This is a genomic window from Methanoregula sp., assembly GCF_052325125.1.
Classification (GTDB): Archaea; Halobacteriota; Methanomicrobia; order Methanomicrobiales; family Methanospirillaceae; genus Methanoregula.
The window spans coordinates 40,096-56,073 of the sequence record NZ_JBKQWO010000051.1; the positions used below are offsets into that span (position 1 = coordinate 40,096).

Consider the following 15,978-nt stretch of genomic DNA (forward strand, 5'->3'; position numbering starts at 1 on the left):
GTTATCAGGTCAGCCTGTGTACCAGTGCATCCTTTTTTGTGAGCGTGCCGGTCACAAGATCGCGTGCCGTGACACGCAGTTGTTTTTCCCGATCGAGCACAAACGTCAGTTCGAACCGCGGCTCGCCTTTCAGCGCCGGCGGGTCAGCGATAAGCAGCGTGGGTGTCCGCTCGTTTGCGGGAAGCGGCCTGTTTTCGGCACCGGCATCTTCTTGAGGTCCGGCGAGACGAACCCCTCCGGCAGTGTCCGAGACCAGTTCAAGAGCAGGCGCGTGTGCATCTGGCGAAGTGTTGATCTCGTACAGGGGAATTCCGAGACGGGTCTGGCCATCATATGCGGCGCTGATGGTGATGCGGGCGACCTGGCCGGCACTGGGGTATCTCGCCCCGCTGCGCACGAGGAACCGGTACCGGTGCTCCCGGCTTTTAGGGTCCCAGTACCGGAGCGCATAGTCGTTTTTGATCCGGTCAGGCCGGTTCACCTGAGGCAGATATATTGCAGCACCGCGGGCAACACCATCGACCGGGTGATCGGACAGGACCGGCACCCCTGCAAACTGATTTTTTATAAGCTCCCGGACGGCAGGTATCACACACCCCCGGCCGGTCATCAGGATGGCGATGGGCTGCACCCCTCTGCACCCGCGGGAGCTGGCAGTCGCCCGTGCACGGCCAATTGTACGGTCCAAAACTGACGGGAACCCGTGCTCCATCAGGATCCGGTCGACATCATCACGGGATACCCTGACCGGGACGGTTGTTCCGGAAAGCGGATCATCGATTCCGATCATGGCCTCGTCCGCTGCTGCCAGCTGTCCGTACAGCTCCCCGATCCTTCCGGTAATCCCCTCGTATATCCTCTGCGCTTTTGCACCCATGTAATTCATGTGGTTCCGGGCGAGCACGTCATGAGCAATCCAGGCATCGACAGCCTTATACCCGGTATCATCGCATGCCGTGCCAATTACCCGCAATCCCCCGTCAGGGCCATGATCCGATGCTTCTTCAGACAGGACAAAGGACACCGAAAAGTCTGTTTCGTCCCAGCGGATGATGAGATACACCTGTCCCATCTCCGGGGCCAGCCCGTACCCGGCGATAACGGCGGCAGGTTCCGCGATCGTGTACCAGGAACTGATGCCTGCGGCATGGGCAATGACCCCAAGCCATCCGGCATACCACTCCGGAACATCCCGGGGAATGGCAAAGACAACCGAAGAGCACCCGGGGCACTCCCGTGTCGCACGGGCAAGGACAGTGGCGAGGAAATCCGTTGCTGCATCGCGAAACGTGATCCGGCGATCCATACCGGTTGGGATCCGCACCGGGCTTTCCTCCAGCAGGTATTTCCGGATCCATCGCGCCGTTTTAAGATGATTGGAATCACCCGCCCGCATCACTTCGTCGCCAATGGTCCAATTCCCGTCCTGATCGTAATGGATCAACACCGGTACCGTGTGGACCGGTCCGCCGGCTCCCGTGCCGGGCATTTCCTGCGACCAGCCGGGGAACGCGAGGGTACGGAACCCGCCGCCATCCTGTCCCGCGATACCGATGACAAGCGTTCCGGTCCCGAAGTCTATCCCGAGGCGAACATTCGGCTGGAGGGATTGCGCGTACCTGTCCACAGGAATCATCCGACAACCTGAATATCGTACATCCCGGCATCACGGTATGTCGGGCAGAGTTCGATCTCGTTCTGGAACCGGATGGACAGCAAGTGGCAGAGGATCCTCCACTGTTCCGCCATGGCACCTGTACCGGCGGCCTGCTCCTGTTCCCGTGCGAGCGCAAGGTCTGCGAGGGTGGTTCGTGACAGGGGCCGCATGAAGGGGACACGGAAGATGCGGATCATCCCGTCGGTACCGCTGGTAACGATGCGGTCTTCACCCTTTATGGCAACGATCCCGGTGACTGCGCCTGCATGGGCGGGCAGGGTCCGGATCAGGGAGTGCCCGTGGAGAGCATAGAACGCGAGAGTGCCATGATCGTATCCCGCCGTGAGTGCGAGTCCGTCATCGGTGAACACAAGAGCCGTTGGTCTCCCCGGGATCTGCGGGATCGTCCCGGCAGCAGTCCCCTCCGGCAGATGGTACAGCCGGATCACGGGGTCCGTGCCTGCCGCGGCAAGGAGGGTGCCATCCGGGGAGATCGCGCAGGCGCTCACCTCATGCTTTGCATCCTCAAGAACAATACACTTCTTCTCGTTGTCCAGCTGCCAGATCCGCACGGTCGTGTCGTTACTGCCGGTGACAAGAAGGCGTCCTTTTGGGTCAATGCAGCAGCAGGTGATGATGCTCGAATGCCCGGCCAGTGTCCCTGACAGTTTCCCGCCCGGCACCTCCCAGCATCTCACCACCCCGTCCCAGCCGCAGGAGATAAATGCGGCTGTTTCCGGCAGGAAGGCAAGGCACCGTACAGTTGTCGTAAGATTTTCACACGTGGCAACAAGGCCACCCTTTGCAAGGTCCCAGATGCGGAGGCTCGCATCTTTTCCGGCACAGGCAAGGTATGCCCCGTCAGGGCTGACCGCAAGGGCCCTGACCGATGGAGTGTACATATCGATGGTGCTGATAAGCATGCCATCTCCCGCGGAAAAGATGCGGATCCTGCCATCAGCTGTCCCGGCCACTATCCCGGTGCCACCTGAACCGTAGGCGAGGGCAAGGGCGGTTACCGCCCCGGCGGGACTCGAGAGTGTCCGGAGGAGTTCTCCTGAGGGAATTCTTCGGAGGGTGACCGCGCCGTCTCCTCCTGCCGTAGCAAGGGTCTTGCCGTCCTGAGAGATAGCACAGGAAGTAACCATTTGTCTGTATCCCCGGAATTCTTTTATCCGTCGCCCTTCGGGAACACTGAAAAAGTATACTGTGCCCTCGTTGCACCCGACAGCAGTCATGGTGCCGTCGGGTGTAAAGGCACAGCATGTCGGAAGGCGGCTGTAGAATGGAACTTCTGCGGTCGGGTTCTTCTCCTGCCACTTCCAGAGCCGGAGTATGCGATCGTCGCTGCCGATTGCGGACATATGGTTTTCAGCCGATATCGCATTGCATGCAGGATGACCAGAGAACCTGGCGTATGTCCGCACGGGCACCCCGGTGCTCCCGTCCCTGAGAACCGGAAGTGAATGTTCGTAGACCACGAACAGCTGATCTTCCTGACCCGTGTATTCAAGAGCCCTGACTGCATCACCGGTACCAGGTACGGCCCAGAGTTCCGCCCCAATCCCGTTGTCCCGCGAGCAGATGGTTCCGTCGGCGTGGCCAAAAACGATGCTCGTTCCGTCAGGGGCCGGTGAAATGGCAGTGACCCGGGATGGGTGCCCTTGGACCTCAAGCAGGGTTTTACCTGTCCGGCACCCGATGCGGATCGTCCTTCCGTGATTATCCCCGGTAATGATCTCCTCCCCGTTTCCAGACATCGCAATACAGGAAACCGGGTGGTCTTTGTCCGCGTACGACCAGACCGTGTTTCCCGAAGGAATGCCAGAGCAGGTAAGCGTCCCGTTCTTCCCTCCCAGGATGAGGTACGAGTTGTCCGATGCGAATGCAAGGAAGCCGATGGATCCGGCATTTGTTGCGAGAGAGATGATGAGACGGGCTGTTGGGGCCTGCCAGATTTCAATCCTCCCGTCGCTGTAACCGGCGGCCAGATATGTGCAGTCGCGGGAGAATGCCAGTATCAGGCACTGGCTGTCCTGGATCCCCATGGAAATAAGGGGTTTTTCAGGTGCCGGGTGAGCCCATGCTTCCGGCAGCCCGCGGACCAGACCCTCAAAGACCTGCATTCCGTCCCCCCCCGCTCTCCAGCCGGCCAGCTTCATGGCGTTCAGGGCCGTGACCGCAAGTGACGGGGGTGCAGAAACGACCAGCAGCCATAGCGCGTCCCATGCTCTTTCGTGAATCAGACCGTTGATAACCACTTCCCACTCGCCATATGACCATCTGCCGGCCCCACGTGCCGGGTCTGTCCCGATCAGCGCATGTGCAAGATGCCGGCCCCTTTGGGTATCAGAGGAACTGCGAAGCGCCCGGGTTTTGATCCTATCTGGTGCTGCCGTGTACCCGCGGGCGAGGACAGGATGATGGGGATCAGGATCAAACCGGCATAATGCCTCTTCCTGCCCGGTGACATACAAAAAGAGCGCCGCGAATTCCGGCTCCGAAGGAGCATATCCCCCACTCGTGGCAATTTTTTCAAGTGCCGGGTTTTCATGGATCAGCACCTCATGGCAGAACACATCGATTGCGTCCTGCGATGAAAGGGAGCCCAGGGCGTCACAGGCAATTTCCCGTGCAGATATATCCGGGTCCGCTCTGGCAACAGCGATCAGTCTGCGGACTGCCTGCAGATCCCCATTTTTCACCGCGCCGGCAACCTCCCCGACCGAACGCCGGTAGAACAGGGGGCCGATGACCGGAACGGTGGGGGGGATCTTCATGGAGGCTCACTGGCTTCCGGTGTCAAAGGTCTCCAGCACAATCGATCTCCCGTTCCCCGAAATTGGCGTGGCTGCCCTTGAAGCGGACTGCGCCCGCCCCTCTGCAAGCCAGGCCCGGAGTGCCGCCACCGTCTCCCGCTGCGAAACTGAGAGAGGGACCTGCGTCTTCATGCAGAAAAGGATGTCAGCGGTCGTGACCCGGCGCATGTTCTCGCTGAACGCCCGGTACATCGCATCGATGATCGTCTGTTCGATCTCGGCGCCCACGTAGCCCTCGCTCTTCTGTGCAAGAGTATCGAGGTCAAACTCTATTGGGATGCACTTGCGCTTCTTGAAGTGCACGGCGAAGATCTCGCGCCGTTCTTCAACTGTGGGCAGGTCGAGGAAAAAGATCTCGTCGAAACGGCCCTTCCGCAGCAGTTCCGGCGGGAGGGCGGCGATGTTGTTTGCGGTCGCCACCACAAAACAGGGAGCGGTCTTGTCCTGCATCCAGGTGAGGAGGTGTGCAAAGACCCGCTGGCTCGTGCCGGCATCCCCGCTGCCGAACGCAAATGCCTTCTCGATCTCATCCACCCAGAGGATGCACGGGCTGATCGTCTCGGCAAGCGAAAGCGCGCGGCGCGTCCTCTCCTCGGATTCTCCCACGAGGCTGCCAAAGAGTGCCCCTACATCGAGCCTGAGCAGGGGAAGGTGCCAGAGGTCGGCGATCATCTTGGCCGTGAGGCTCTTTCCCGTGCCCGGGATGCCGATCAGCGCGATACCTTTTGGGGCCGGCAGGCCGAAGTCGCGTGCGTCCTTGGTGAACGCCCGCTCGCGCAGGGAGAGCCAGTCCTTGAGGACTGCGAGGCCCCCGACATTCTCCGGGGCCTCGGTATAACTGTAAAACTCCAGCGCATCCGAAGAGCTCAGGATGTCTTTTTTGTCCGCGATGATCCCATCGATGTCACGGTCATCGAGCGTGCCATGGGTCACGATGGCTTTCGAGAATGCCCGGCGTGCCTGGTTGAGGGTCATGCCAAGTGCGGCCTGGATGATCTTTTCCCGGCCACCGGGGGAAAGCGAACAGGCGATGCCGCTTGTGGCAAGCAGGGTGTCGAGGTCGGCCGAAAGCTCGGCTGCAGTCGGCGGGGGGAAATGCACGATTACTGCCTCGTCGCGGATCTCGTCCGGCACCCGGGGTGTCGGGGTGACGATCACGATCGTGCGCCGGTTGTACCGGAACGCCTGGGAGAAGTTGCGGATCCGTCGTTTCACCGGTGGGTTGTTCCAGTACTCGTGGAAATCCTTGAGGACAATGACAGCATCTTCCCCGGTCTTGACGAGGTCGTCGAGCGCCGTGAGCGGGTCGCGCGACTGGTTCAGGAAATTCTTGTTGCCGACGATGACCGAAAAACCTTCCACGCTGTCCCACGCAATGCATTGTCGGGGGGGGTCCCATCTCTCACAGACGACCTTAATCTGCTCCACCACCCGCTCTTCCTCCGGGGTGATCACGACAATGAGGGTGACACGTGCTCTCAGTGAGACATTCAACCTGCGGGAGAAATCGGGTTCGGAACGTTGCATCACTTACTTCCACCTCCTGACAACAATCCGCACGGTTCCGTCGTTCTCTTCGGTCTCCGAGACAAGGTCAAAACCGTCCGCGGCAGTCTGTTCAAGTACCATTTTTTTTGCGTATTCTTTCTGGATGCTCTCTGCCTGTTGTTGTAGTTTTTCGGCGATCTGCTTCTCGCCTTTTCCCGAAATGCCCCACCAGTCCCCTACCATGTCGTACGTGCCTTCAGGATTCTTCACAAAGCCGAGGCCGTATTCCCCGGATTTTTTCACGGCAATATCCACGTTGTGCTGACCGTGGTATCCCCTGATGGTCGTATCGGTCTCGACCGTATAGCCAAGCTCCTGCATGCACCGGATCAGCGCCTCCCGGTGCCGGAATGTTGTCCTTATACGGCTGAAATGCGACAGGGTCTCACTCCCCCCGGCAGCGGGCGGCGATCTGCCGGACCGTGTGTTCCCGGGGAAAACCGGTAGTCGTGACCATGCCTCCGGGAGCAATGGAAAATTCGATGATCTCACCGTGTGCCTGTCCGTGCGGGGCATCCGTTCGGACTCTTCCGGTCAGGGAAATGAGCTGCTGGTTCGACGACCCGATGTACGGGTCGTCGCAGGCAAGTGTCCTGATATACGGGCCGGCGATGAGGAGGTCTGTTACCCCGAAAAGCCGGTTCCAGGCAGGATTAATACCGGAAATGAGCTGTTCGTACGTGTATCCCGTATATGTCACGATCGTACGCCCCGCTTTCCGGACCTGCTCTCCCACCGATGCAAGTGCTTCTGCCTGGAAAAAGGGCTCTCCTCCGGAGAACGTGACCCCGTCGATATCTTTGATGGCAAGGATCCGGCCGATGATCTCGTCTGAAGAAACCATAGTGGCCGGAGAAAATGACCAGAACGCCGGGTTGAAACACCCTTTACAGTGGATTGGGCACCCCTGCACCCAGACAACGGCCCGGATGCCGGGGCCGTTTACGGCTGACCTTGCGAGAAAACCCGCGAGGTTGAGTACACTCCTGCGTCGGCATCCGTGGTCGCTTGTCTGATGCACCTTCATTTTTCCGCCACATAAGCATTGGCTGCTGAAATGATTCCGGTGTGGGTGATCGCGATGTACCTTATAGTATTACCCAAATATTCCCGGAATGAAAATCAATCACGGGGACGTGCAAATAAGCATACTTATGAGATACGATCTGACTATACAGGTTCGATTTTTACCTTTTAATAGGCATTGTTCCGGAATTTTGCAATTCATAAGGATTTCGATCAGGCGCTGCAGGGACGCGCGCAGGATCAGGTCCCGCTTTCCCGCGCTCTTATAACACTTCGACAACAATAGATCCGGCAGTGAAGGCGATATTTGACGGCACCTCGGTGCTGACAGGCAGGGACGGGCGGACATTGTACGACCAGAGCGGGTACGGGCGCCCCGAGGGCGAAGGGATACGGCTTGCACCGCAGGAAGCCCTCTACCTGCTCCACCGCCAGAAGATTGAGGTTCCCGGTTATACGTTTGACACGCTCCTTGCCGAGTACGCCGACCAGCGAAACTTCCTGCGCAGTTTTCTTGTGTACCGCGACCTGCGCGAACGCGGGTATGTCGTCCAGACCGGTCCCCATGATTTCCGGGTGTTCCGGCGTGGCGAGAAGCCGGGGACCGGGGAGTCGCTTTACCTTGTCCGAGTTCTCTCGGAACGCGACCCGGTGCGTTTTGCCAAGCTGATCGAGGAAGTGATCACCGCAAGGAACATGCGCAAGCAGTACGTCCTCGCGGTTGTCGACGACGAGGAGGAACTGACCTACTACGAGATCAAGCTCCAGAAACTTGCCGATGCCTGCGCACCGCCATTTACGATTGCACCCTGTGAAGCGGTGCTCGTCGGGAAGTCCGCAATGGTCCGGGTGTCTCCGCCATCAGATCTGGAAAAGGCGGGTTTCGGAAAACGGCTTGACGAGGAGCGGCTGATGATATCACCGGTTGAACTCCTGTACCTGATGGGTGAGGAATCTGTACTCGCCACAAAAGATGGCAAATCGTTTACTCCCGCTGAATATTTCACCTTCGCAAAGGAGAGTGACCAGGAGCTTGCCGCAAAAGACAAGGTCTATACCGAGCTGCGCCGGCATGATTTTGTTCCCCGGACCGGGTACAAATTCGGCCACCACTACCGGGTCTATTGCGGCAAGAACGTGCACTCTGACATGCTCGTGCATGCGATAGAAAAAGAGGCAGTCATGCCCATGAGCGTGATCTCGCGCTCGGTCAGGATGGCGCACAGTGTCAAAAAGAAGATGTTATTTGGCTGTGTACATACTACCGGTATCCAGTTCGTCGAATTCGCGCGGATTAAATTATAACATTACGGTTGAGCGTTCCCATCATGACAGAACCGCACATCAATCCCTGGTCAAGTTCACCCTCCCTCGATGTCGAGAAGATGTTTGCCGAGTTTGGCATCGACCCGATTGCACCGGTGCTCCATGAGCTGCCCGAGATCCCGTACTTCATGCGCCGGGGTATCGTGGTCGGCCAGCGCGACTACCTCCCAATCGCCCGCGCGATCCGGAACCATACGCCGTTTCATCTCCTCACCGGCTTCATGCCCAGCGGCCACCCGCACCTCGGGCACCTGATGCTGATGCGGGAAATCGTCTGGCACGTGCAACAGGGTGCCAATGGGTATGTGACCATCGCTGACCGTGAAGCCTACGCAGTCCGGGGCCTTTCTTGGGAGAAGTGCCGGGAATACGGCAAGGAATACCTATCCTGCCTGTATGCGTTGGGTTTTGAAGGGCAGACCTATTTCCAGAGCAGAAACGAGCGGCTCAAGGATCTTGCCTTTGAAGCGGCAACCAAGGTGAACTTCTCCGAACTTACCGCGATCTACGGCTTTACCCCGGAGACGGATCTTGCCCACGCGGACAGCGTGATCACGCAGGTGGCAGACATCCTGTACCCGCAGGTCGAGCGTGAACCGGCTCCGACGCTCGTGCCGGTGGGAATCGACCAGGACCCGCATATACGCCTCACCCGGGGGATCGCCCACAAGTTCCGGATGTTCACGGTGGAGGAGCGCGAAGGGTACATCAGCGTGCGCTCGAAGAACGCTCCCGATGCGGCGCTCGATGCGGTGAAAAAGGCGTTTCCGCACGCGAAGAAATACGAGGGCCACGTGGACATCAAAGATGCGGCATGCACCGACGTGAGTGTAAAGGTACGCGAGATCGAGCGGGCCTGCGGGGGATATGCGTTTTACACACCATCATCCACCTACCATGTGTTCCTGCCCGGCCTGACCGGCGGAAAGATGTCATCAAGCGTTCCGGAGAGTTTTATCTCATTTTTTGAGCCCGAAGCAACGGTCAGAAAGAAGGTGATGAGCGCCCTGACCGGTGGCAGGATGACGCTTGAGGAGCAGCGGCGGCTTGGCGGCGAACCGGAGAAGTGCACGCTCTACCTGCTCAACATGTTCCACATGATCACCGATGATGCAAAACTGGCGGAACTTCACCGGAAGTGCCGGTCGGGCGAGATCACCTGTGGGCAGTGCAAGAAGGAGACTGCCGACCGGGTTGTTGCCTTTTTGAAGGATTTCCGGGAGAAGATGGACGTGGCGGCTGAGACGATCGAGGTGTGAGAGGCAATGGCGGAACTGACCTTGAATGAGAAACGGCTGCTTGCTGCGCTGGCAGAGGAGAAAAAGGCCGATGCAGAACACCTCGCCTCTCTCCTGAATGCGACACCAGAAGCAGTTGTGCAGTGGGGGCACCTCTCCGAGGACAAGGGGCTTGCGAAGGTTAACAGAATCACTAAAAAATCGTTTGAGTATACAGAAGAAGGGAGAAAATATCTAAAGAATGGTCTTCCAGAGGCCCAACTCTATAAAAAAATCAAAAGTAAGCCCGATTCCAAAATTGCCGAATTCCAGGAAGATCCTGCTTTTAAAATAGGGTTTGGGCAGCTCAGGAAGAATGGACTTGTCAAAGTCACAGAGAACGGTACTATCCAATTATGTGAGGGTGTCGTTCGAGGAGACGACTACAATTCTGGCAAGGACAAAGGGCATTCTGGATCTATTGAGAGAGACGAAGCCTCGCTAAAAAATCCTTCAGATAATGATCCAAAGACAAAAGAATTTATCAAACGCGGGATCCTTGTCGAATCTGAAACCGTCCGATATGCTATTTCTATCACTCCTGAGGGAATCGCTCTTGTAAATCAGGGCCTTGACATCAGGGAAGAGATCGGCACGCTCACCCGGGATCAAATCATCTCCGGCGCATGGAAGACCGCAAACCTGCGCCGGTACGATGTCAAAAAACTGCCAAAGACCGTGTACCCCGGCAAGTCCCACCCGTACCAGCGGCTCATCGACGAGATGCGCCAGATCCTTCTGGAGATGGGCTTTACCGAGATGCACGGGGAGATCGTCCAGAGCGCGTTCTGGAACTTCGATGCCCTCTTCCAGCCGCAGGACCACCCGGCCCGGGAGATGCAGGACACGTTTTATCTCAAAGAGGAGGCGCCGCTGCCGGAAGGGTGGGAGTGCCTCAGGGACATGCACGAGCACGGCGGAAATACCTCGTCCACCGGCTGGGGCGGAAAGTGGAACCCCGAAAAGGCAAAGCAGTGCGTGCTCCGCACGCACACGACCAGCCTCTCGATCCAGTACCTTGCCACCCACCCGGAACCGCCGGTCAAGGCATTCTGTATCGGGAGGGTCTATCGGCGCGAAGCGATCGACCCCACCCACACACCTGAATTCGAGCAGCTCGAAGGGATCGTCATGGATAAGGAGGTTAGCTTCCGCCACCTGCTGGGCTTTTTAAAAGAGTTCTACCAGCGGATGGGCTTTTCCGATGTCCGGTTCCGGCCCGGGTTCTTCCCGTATACGGAGCCTTCGGTCGAGCCCGAGATCTGGGTGGACGGCCTTGGCTGGGTGGAGATGGGCGGGGCAGGTGTCTTCCGGCAGGAGGTAACCGACCCGTGGGGTGTGAAATGCCCCGTGCTCGCGTGGGGCCTTGGCGTGAGCCGGGTTGCCATGCTCCGGCTGGGCTTGAAGGACCTGCGGCAGCTGTACCAGAGTGATCTTGAATGGATACGAAACAGCTCCGTGCATGCCCCTGCCGCAGCGGGGAGGAAGACGTAACATGGCAATCATCAGCCTCTCCTACAGGTACCTCGAACGGCTCACCGGCACCGACAGGGAAACGATCCTCAAACGCCTCCCTATGATCGGGTCCGAGGTCGAACGCCTTGAGGAGGACCACGCGGACGTTGAGTTCTTCCCCAATCGCCCTGACCTCTTCTCGGTCGAGGGTGCGGCCCGGGCCATGCGGGGATTTTTAGGAATCGAGACCGGCCTGCCGCGCTATACGGTGAAACCCTCGGGGATCCGTTTCACTATAGATTTGAAGCTCGCGGCGATCCGGCCCTGCCTCGCCTCCGCGGTCATCCGGAACGTTTCCTTCGACGACGAGTCCATCCTCTCGGTCATGGCGCTCCAGGAAGCCCTGCACTGGGCAGTGGGACGGGGACGGAGCAAGGTTGCCATCGGCATCCACGACCTCGATACGGTCACCCCGCCGTTCCATTACGTTGCCTCCCCAAGGGCGAGGAAGTTTGTCCCGCTCGATTTCACCAAAGAGCTCACCCTCGACGAGATCCTCGAACAGCACCCCAAGGGCAGGGACTATGCAAAGATCGTAAAAGACTTCCCGCTCTTCCCCATGATCGTTGATGATGAAGATCATGTCTGCTCGTTCCCGCCGATCATCAACGGCGAGCGCACGCGGGTGACAACGGCGACAAAGAACATCCTCCTCGATGTGACCGGCACCGACCAGCGTGCGGTCAATGTTGCGGCAAACATCATCTGCACCGCCCTGGCCGAGGCTGGTGCGACCATCGAAAGCGTGGAGATCAATGGCGCAGCCATCCCCGATCTTGCTCCCGCAGTGCGCACGGTCAGCGTCCGGGAATGCTCCGATCTTATCGGGGTCGATCTGACCGCGCCGCAGATGGCGGAACTGCTGGAAAAGATGCGGTTCGGCGCAGAGCCGGCCGGGCCGGATCGGGTCCGGGTGCAGGTGCCCAGCTACCGGGCAGATATCATGCATGACTGGGATCTCTTCGAGGATGTTGCGATCGCGTACGGCTACGAGAACTTTGCTGTCGAGGTGCCTCCCACGTTCTCCATCGGAAAGGAGCACCCGGCAAACCGGATTGCCGGCCAGGCACGGGCGATCCTTGCCGGCCTCGGGTACCTGGAGATGATGCCCTTTACGCTGACCAACGAACGGGTGCTCTGCGACCGGATGCAGCGTCCCGGCGTCCCGGCGACACTCCACCTCATGCACCCGATCAGCGAGGAGTATACCGTAGTCAGGACCGACATTGTGCCACTCCTTCTGGAGATGCTGCAGGTCAACCGGCACCGGGAACTCCCGCAACGGCTCTTTGCCACCGGTGACGTGCTTGCCGATCTCCGCACCACCCAGAGCCTTGCGTTTGTCAGCACCCATGCGGCCGCCGACTTTTCGGAGGCCTATGCCCACGCAGACGCGGTGCTCCGCGAGCTCGGAATCACGTACAGCGCAGAAGTATCTGACGATGCCGCCTTCATCGAGGGAAGGCGGGCGGATATCATAGTCGGCGGGAAAAAAGCAGGTGTGTTCGGCGAGATCCATCCCGCCGTGCTCACGGCGTTCGAACTGGAGCAGCCGGTGGCGGCGTTCGAGCTCGATCTCAGAGCCGTACCGGGATACCCTTCCCCTTAAGGTACTCTTTTACATCGCGGACGGTAAACTCGCCGTAGTGAAAGACGCTCGCCGCAAGGCAGGCATCTGCTTTCCCTTTCGTAAACCCGTCGTAGAAATGGTCGAGCGTCCCGACCCCGCCGCTTGCGATTACCGGGATGTTTGCTGCTTCCGAGATCGCCCGGGTGATCGCGATATCAAAACCGTTCTTGGTTCCGTCGGTCTCCATGCTGGTCAACAGGATCTCCCCGGCCCCCCGTTCCTCTGCCTCTTTTGCCCAGCGCACCGCATCTATACCGGTCGGCTTGCTCCCGCCATAGATAACTACCTCGTACCAGCAGGTGCTGTCGTCGCAGAGCCGGACCGGCACGGCTTCGGGGTTCGGCGTGAAGTTCCGGCGCACGTCCATGGCGACCACGATGCACTGCGTACCGAAGGACTCCGCGCCTTTGGTAATGATCGATGGATCATGCACGGCGCTCGTGTTCAGGCTCACCTTGTCCGCCCCGGCCCGGAGGATCTGCTGGATATCGTCAAGCGTCCGCAGCCCGCCTCCAACGGTCAGCGGGAGGAAGAGCTGGTCGGCCGCCCGCTGGATGAGGTCGATGATGATGCCCCGCTTCTCCTTGGAAGCGGTGATATCGAGGAAGACCACCTCGTCTGCTCCCTGCTCGTTGTAGCGCCCGGCAAGCTCCACCGGGTCGCCGGCATCCCGGAGCCCAAGGAAGTTAGTCCCTTTTACCACCCGGCCGTCCTTTAAGTCAAGGCAGGGGATGATCCGTCGCGTGAGCACCATGTCACTTCCGGTTTCTCCTCTCATCCCTATTTACCTATCTGCCTGTCTGCCATCCGAATTCTGCGGGGAAGTTTATGTGCCATTGTTGCATTATGTACAGGGTACGTGATAGCGCGGTACCTGCCGCGAGGCCGGAACCGCACAGGTGTTTTCATGAGTACCGGGAAGTTAAAGATCGACTGGGCGGCACAGTACATGCCCGTGCTTGCCTCGATAAAAAAGCAGTTCGAGAAGGAGAAACCTTTCAGGGGTATGACAATTGGCATGGCCCTCCATGTCGAGGCCAAGACCGCAAACCTTGTCCAGACGCTTGCCGCGGGCGGCGCAAAGGTCTACATCACCGGCTGCAACCCGCTCTCCACGCAGGACGATGTGGCTGCGGCGTTAAACGAGGTAAAGAACGTGCACTGCTACGCAAAGCGCGGGTGCACGGTCGAGGAGTACTATGCGGCAATCGAACAGGTACTCGACGCGGCTCCTTCGATTACCATCGATGACGGGATGGACCTCATCCACTACCTGCACACCAAGCGCCGCGAGCTCTTAAAGAAGGTGATCGGCGGTTGCGAGGAGACAACGACCGGTATCCACCGGCTCCGGGCAATGGCGTCGGAGAAGAAACTCGAGTTCCCCGTGGTCGCGGTCAACGACACGCCGATGAAACGGTTCTTTGACAACGTGCACGGGACCGGGGAGAGTGTGCTTTCCTCTATTATGATCACGACAAACACGCTTATCGCCGGAAAATACTTTGTTATCGCCGGCTACGGCTACTGCGGCCGGGGCCTTGCGCAGAAAGCCCACGGCCTGGGCGCAAAAGTCGTGGTCACCGAAATCGATCCCCGCCGGGCTCTTGAAGCGCACATGGACGGGTACCATGTCATGACCATGGACCAGGCTGCAGATATCGGCGACATTTTTGTTACGACCACGGGCAATACCAGCGTGATCGGCAAGAACCATTTCGGGAAACTTAAACCCGGTGCGATCCTTGCCAATGCCGGCCACTTCAACGTCGAGATCGATATAGCGTGGCTGGCAAAACACGCGGACTCTACCGTCGAGCGCGATGGGATCGTCACCTATATTCTCAAGGGAAAACCGGTCCATGTACTCGCTGAGGGCAGGCTCGTGAACCTTGCCACCCCCAAGGGCATGGGCCACCCGATCGAAGTCATGGACCTCAGTTTCGCCCTGCAGGCGCTTTGCACCCGGTATATTGCGGAGCATGGCGACTCCCTCAAAGGCGGTGTCTACGAAGTGCCCCAGGAGATCGATGAAATGGTTGCCCGGCTCAAACTTGCATCGCTTGGCCTTTCGATCGATGAACTCTCCGCGGCCCAAAAGAAGTACCAGTGCAGCTGGGATATCGGGACGTAAGTACCGTCCTGCCCGAACTTTTTCTCTCGTTTTTTAAGTCGCGTTCGGATTATCTGTATCCTGTTTTCTCCGGGAGATTTCCTGCCTTTTCATCCCCGGCGCTGACAGGGTACCCCAGTTTCCATTGTTCGCGGATAACGATCAGCGCCCCTGCGGCAAAGAGGGGAATGGCAAGCCAGAACTGGCCGCCAAGGGGATCGGGAAAGATGAAAAGCGATGCAATGCAGCCGATGAACGGTGCTGCCGAATAGATCGCACCTGCCCGCGCCGCACCCATGTCCCGGAGGGCCACGATAAAGAGGATGAGCCCAAACCCGAAGGAGAAGAACCCGGTGAGGAGGGCAAGGACGATCAGGTCTGCACCCGGCAGGGGCTCCCCGAGCACAATCACGAGTACCGTTGCGATACTCCCGCCAAAGATCACCTTGTACAGCCCGATCAGCTCCGGGGGGTAGGCGGTGATATGCGCCATGCAGTTGTTGTCTATGCCCCAGAAAAATCCCGACAGGATGATCCCGAGCGCCCCCAGGGAAATGCCAAGGACGCTCTCGCCGTTCCAGCCAAGAAGGATGCTGCCGGCAAAGATGAGGATGAGGGCAAGCCCCGTCATTTTGTCGGCCGGTTCATGGAAGACCCGGAACGCGAGCAGGACGGTTGCGACGATCTCGAAGTTTAAAAGCAGCGCCGCTGTCGCTGCAGGAGTGATGGTAAGGGCAAAACACTGGGTGACCGGTGCCAGAAAGCCTCCGACAATCACCGTCCCCATAAGAAGATACAGCTCCCTCCGGCTGGTACGGGGTTGCCCCGTGGTTAAGCGGGGACCGCTCACCAGTCGCCAGCAGAGAACACCGGCACCTGACCCGAGCGCAAGAAGCGCAATGAGGACCAGGGGTGCCATGTCGTCGACAAGGATCTTTAAGAGCGGTGTTGCCGTCCCGAAAAGGAGGGTGGCACCCGCAATCGCAATGACGGGTTTTGGAATTTTGTGAAAGGGGATGCATTTCATGGTATCAGGGAGTTTAGGAAATTACGCGGGCGATAATGCC

12 protein-coding genes are annotated in these 15,978 nt (G+C 58.8%); 5 read left to right on the forward strand and 7 right to left on the reverse strand.

The window, feature by feature from the left end; translation table 11 throughout:
- Positions 1-4 precede the first annotated feature (4 nt).
- The 5 genes from ACLQMU_RS11425 to ACLQMU_RS11445 form a co-directional block, all read right to left on the reverse strand.
- Complete coding sequence (locus ACLQMU_RS11425) at positions 5-1,636, reverse strand: hypothetical protein (protein ID WP_424039026.1); 1,632 nt, start codon at positions 1,634-1,636, stop codon at positions 5-7.
- Entirely contained in the window at positions 1,633-4,437 is a 2,805-nt protein-coding gene (locus ACLQMU_RS11430) for an outer membrane protein assembly factor BamB family protein (protein WP_422148731.1), read from the reverse strand. Before ACLQMU_RS11430 ends, ACLQMU_RS11425 begins: the two co-directional genes overlap by 4 nt.
- A gap of 6 nt (positions 4,438-4,443) precedes the next feature.
- Entirely contained in the window at positions 4,444-6,003 is a 1,560-nt protein-coding gene (locus ACLQMU_RS11435) for an AAA family ATPase (protein ID WP_424039028.1), read from the reverse strand.
- A gap of 3 nt (positions 6,004-6,006) precedes the next feature.
- Positions 6,007-6,345 carry a DUF1257 domain-containing protein gene (locus tag ACLQMU_RS11440; RefSeq protein ID WP_422148733.1) on the reverse strand — a complete coding sequence of 113 codons (339 nt, stop codon included), beginning with the start codon at positions 6,343-6,345 and terminating at the stop codon, positions 6,007-6,009.
- A 64-nt stretch (positions 6,346-6,409) separates the two neighbouring features.
- Complete coding sequence (locus ACLQMU_RS11445; RefSeq protein WP_422148734.1) at positions 6,410-7,051, reverse strand: 4Fe-4S single cluster domain-containing protein; 642 nt, start codon at positions 7,049-7,051, stop codon at positions 6,410-6,412.
- A gap of 293 nt (positions 7,052-7,344) precedes the next feature.
- Between ACLQMU_RS11445 and endA the strand changes: the two genes are divergently transcribed.
- Genes endA through pheT form a run of 4 tightly spaced genes read left to right on the forward strand, consistent with a single transcriptional unit; the run spans position 7,345 to position 12,777 of the window.
- Positions 7,345-8,355: a tRNA-intron lyase gene (gene endA, locus ACLQMU_RS11450; RefSeq protein ID WP_422148735.1), complete on the forward strand. Its 1,011-nt coding sequence runs from the start codon at positions 7,345-7,347 to the stop codon at positions 8,353-8,355.
- 23 nt (positions 8,356-8,378) lie between these two features.
- The gene (locus ACLQMU_RS11455; RefSeq protein WP_422148736.1) at positions 8,379-9,635 is read left to right on the forward strand and encodes a tryptophan--tRNA ligase; all 1,257 of its coding nucleotides are present in this window, start codon (positions 8,379-8,381) and stop codon (positions 9,633-9,635) included.
- Positions 9,636-9,641: 6 nt separating this feature from the next.
- Positions 9,642-11,147, forward strand: a complete 1,506-nt coding sequence (gene pheS, locus ACLQMU_RS11460; protein WP_443673710.1) for a phenylalanine--tRNA ligase subunit alpha — start codon at positions 9,642-9,644, stop codon at positions 11,145-11,147.
- A gap of 1 nt (position 11,148) precedes the next feature.
- A complete protein-coding gene (gene pheT / locus ACLQMU_RS11465; protein WP_424039621.1) occupies positions 11,149-12,777 on the forward strand; it encodes a phenylalanine--tRNA ligase subunit beta in 1,629 nt (542 codons plus the stop codon).
- Here the strand turns inward: pheT and hisF are convergent.
- Complete coding sequence (hisF, locus tag ACLQMU_RS11470; protein WP_422149212.1) at positions 12,746-13,552, reverse strand: imidazole glycerol phosphate synthase subunit HisF; 807 nt, start codon at positions 13,550-13,552, stop codon at positions 12,746-12,748. The genes pheT and hisF overlap by 32 nt on opposite strands.
- A gap of 153 nt (positions 13,553-13,705) precedes the next feature.
- On the opposite strand from hisF, the gene ACLQMU_RS11475 reads away from it, so the two are divergent.
- Positions 13,706-14,932, forward strand: a complete 1,227-nt coding sequence (locus tag ACLQMU_RS11475; protein WP_424039620.1) for an adenosylhomocysteinase — start codon at positions 13,706-13,708, stop codon at positions 14,930-14,932.
- A gap of 49 nt (positions 14,933-14,981) precedes the next feature.
- Here the strand turns inward: ACLQMU_RS11475 and ACLQMU_RS11480 are convergent, their stop codons facing one another.
- Positions 14,982-15,938 carry a DMT family transporter gene (locus ACLQMU_RS11480; protein WP_424039618.1) on the reverse strand — a complete coding sequence of 319 codons (957 nt, stop codon included), beginning with the start codon at positions 15,936-15,938 and terminating at the stop codon, positions 14,982-14,984.
- Positions 15,939-15,978 lie beyond the last annotated feature (40 nt).

Coding starts and splice junctions, on each gene's coding strand:
- ACLQMU_RS11425 (WP_424039026.1), bottom strand. CDS start 1,636: ATGATTCCTGTGGACAGGTACGCGCAATCCCTCCAGCCGAATGTTCGC.
- ACLQMU_RS11430 (WP_422148731.1), bottom strand. CDS start 4,437: ATGAAGATCCCCCCCACCGTTCCGGTCATCGGCCCCCTGTTCTACCGG.
- ACLQMU_RS11435 (WP_424039028.1), bottom strand. CDS start 6,003: ATGCAACGTTCCGAACCCGATTTCTCCCGCAGGTTGAATGTCTCACTG.
- ACLQMU_RS11440 (WP_422148733.1), bottom strand. CDS start 6,345: ATGCAGGAGCTTGGCTATACGGTCGAGACCGATACGACCATCAGGGGA.
- ACLQMU_RS11445 (WP_422148734.1), bottom strand. CDS start 7,051: ATGAAGGTGCATCAGACAAGCGACCACGGATGCCGACGCAGGAGTGTA.
- ACLQMU_RS11455 (WP_422148736.1), top strand. CDS start 8,379: ATGACAGAACCGCACATCAATCCCTGGTCAAGTTCACCCTCCCTCGAT.
- pheS (WP_443673710.1), top strand. CDS start 9,642: ATGGCGGAACTGACCTTGAATGAGAAACGGCTGCTTGCTGCGCTGGCA.
- pheT (WP_424039621.1), top strand. CDS start 11,149: ATGGCAATCATCAGCCTCTCCTACAGGTACCTCGAACGGCTCACCGGC.
- hisF (WP_422149212.1), bottom strand. CDS start 13,552: ATGGTGCTCACGCGACGGATCATCCCCTGCCTTGACTTAAAGGACGGC.
- ACLQMU_RS11475 (WP_424039620.1), top strand. CDS start 13,706: ATGAGTACCGGGAAGTTAAAGATCGACTGGGCGGCACAGTACATGCCC.
- ACLQMU_RS11480 (WP_424039618.1), bottom strand. CDS start 15,938: ATGAAATGCATCCCCTTTCACAAAATTCCAAAACCCGTCATTGCGATT.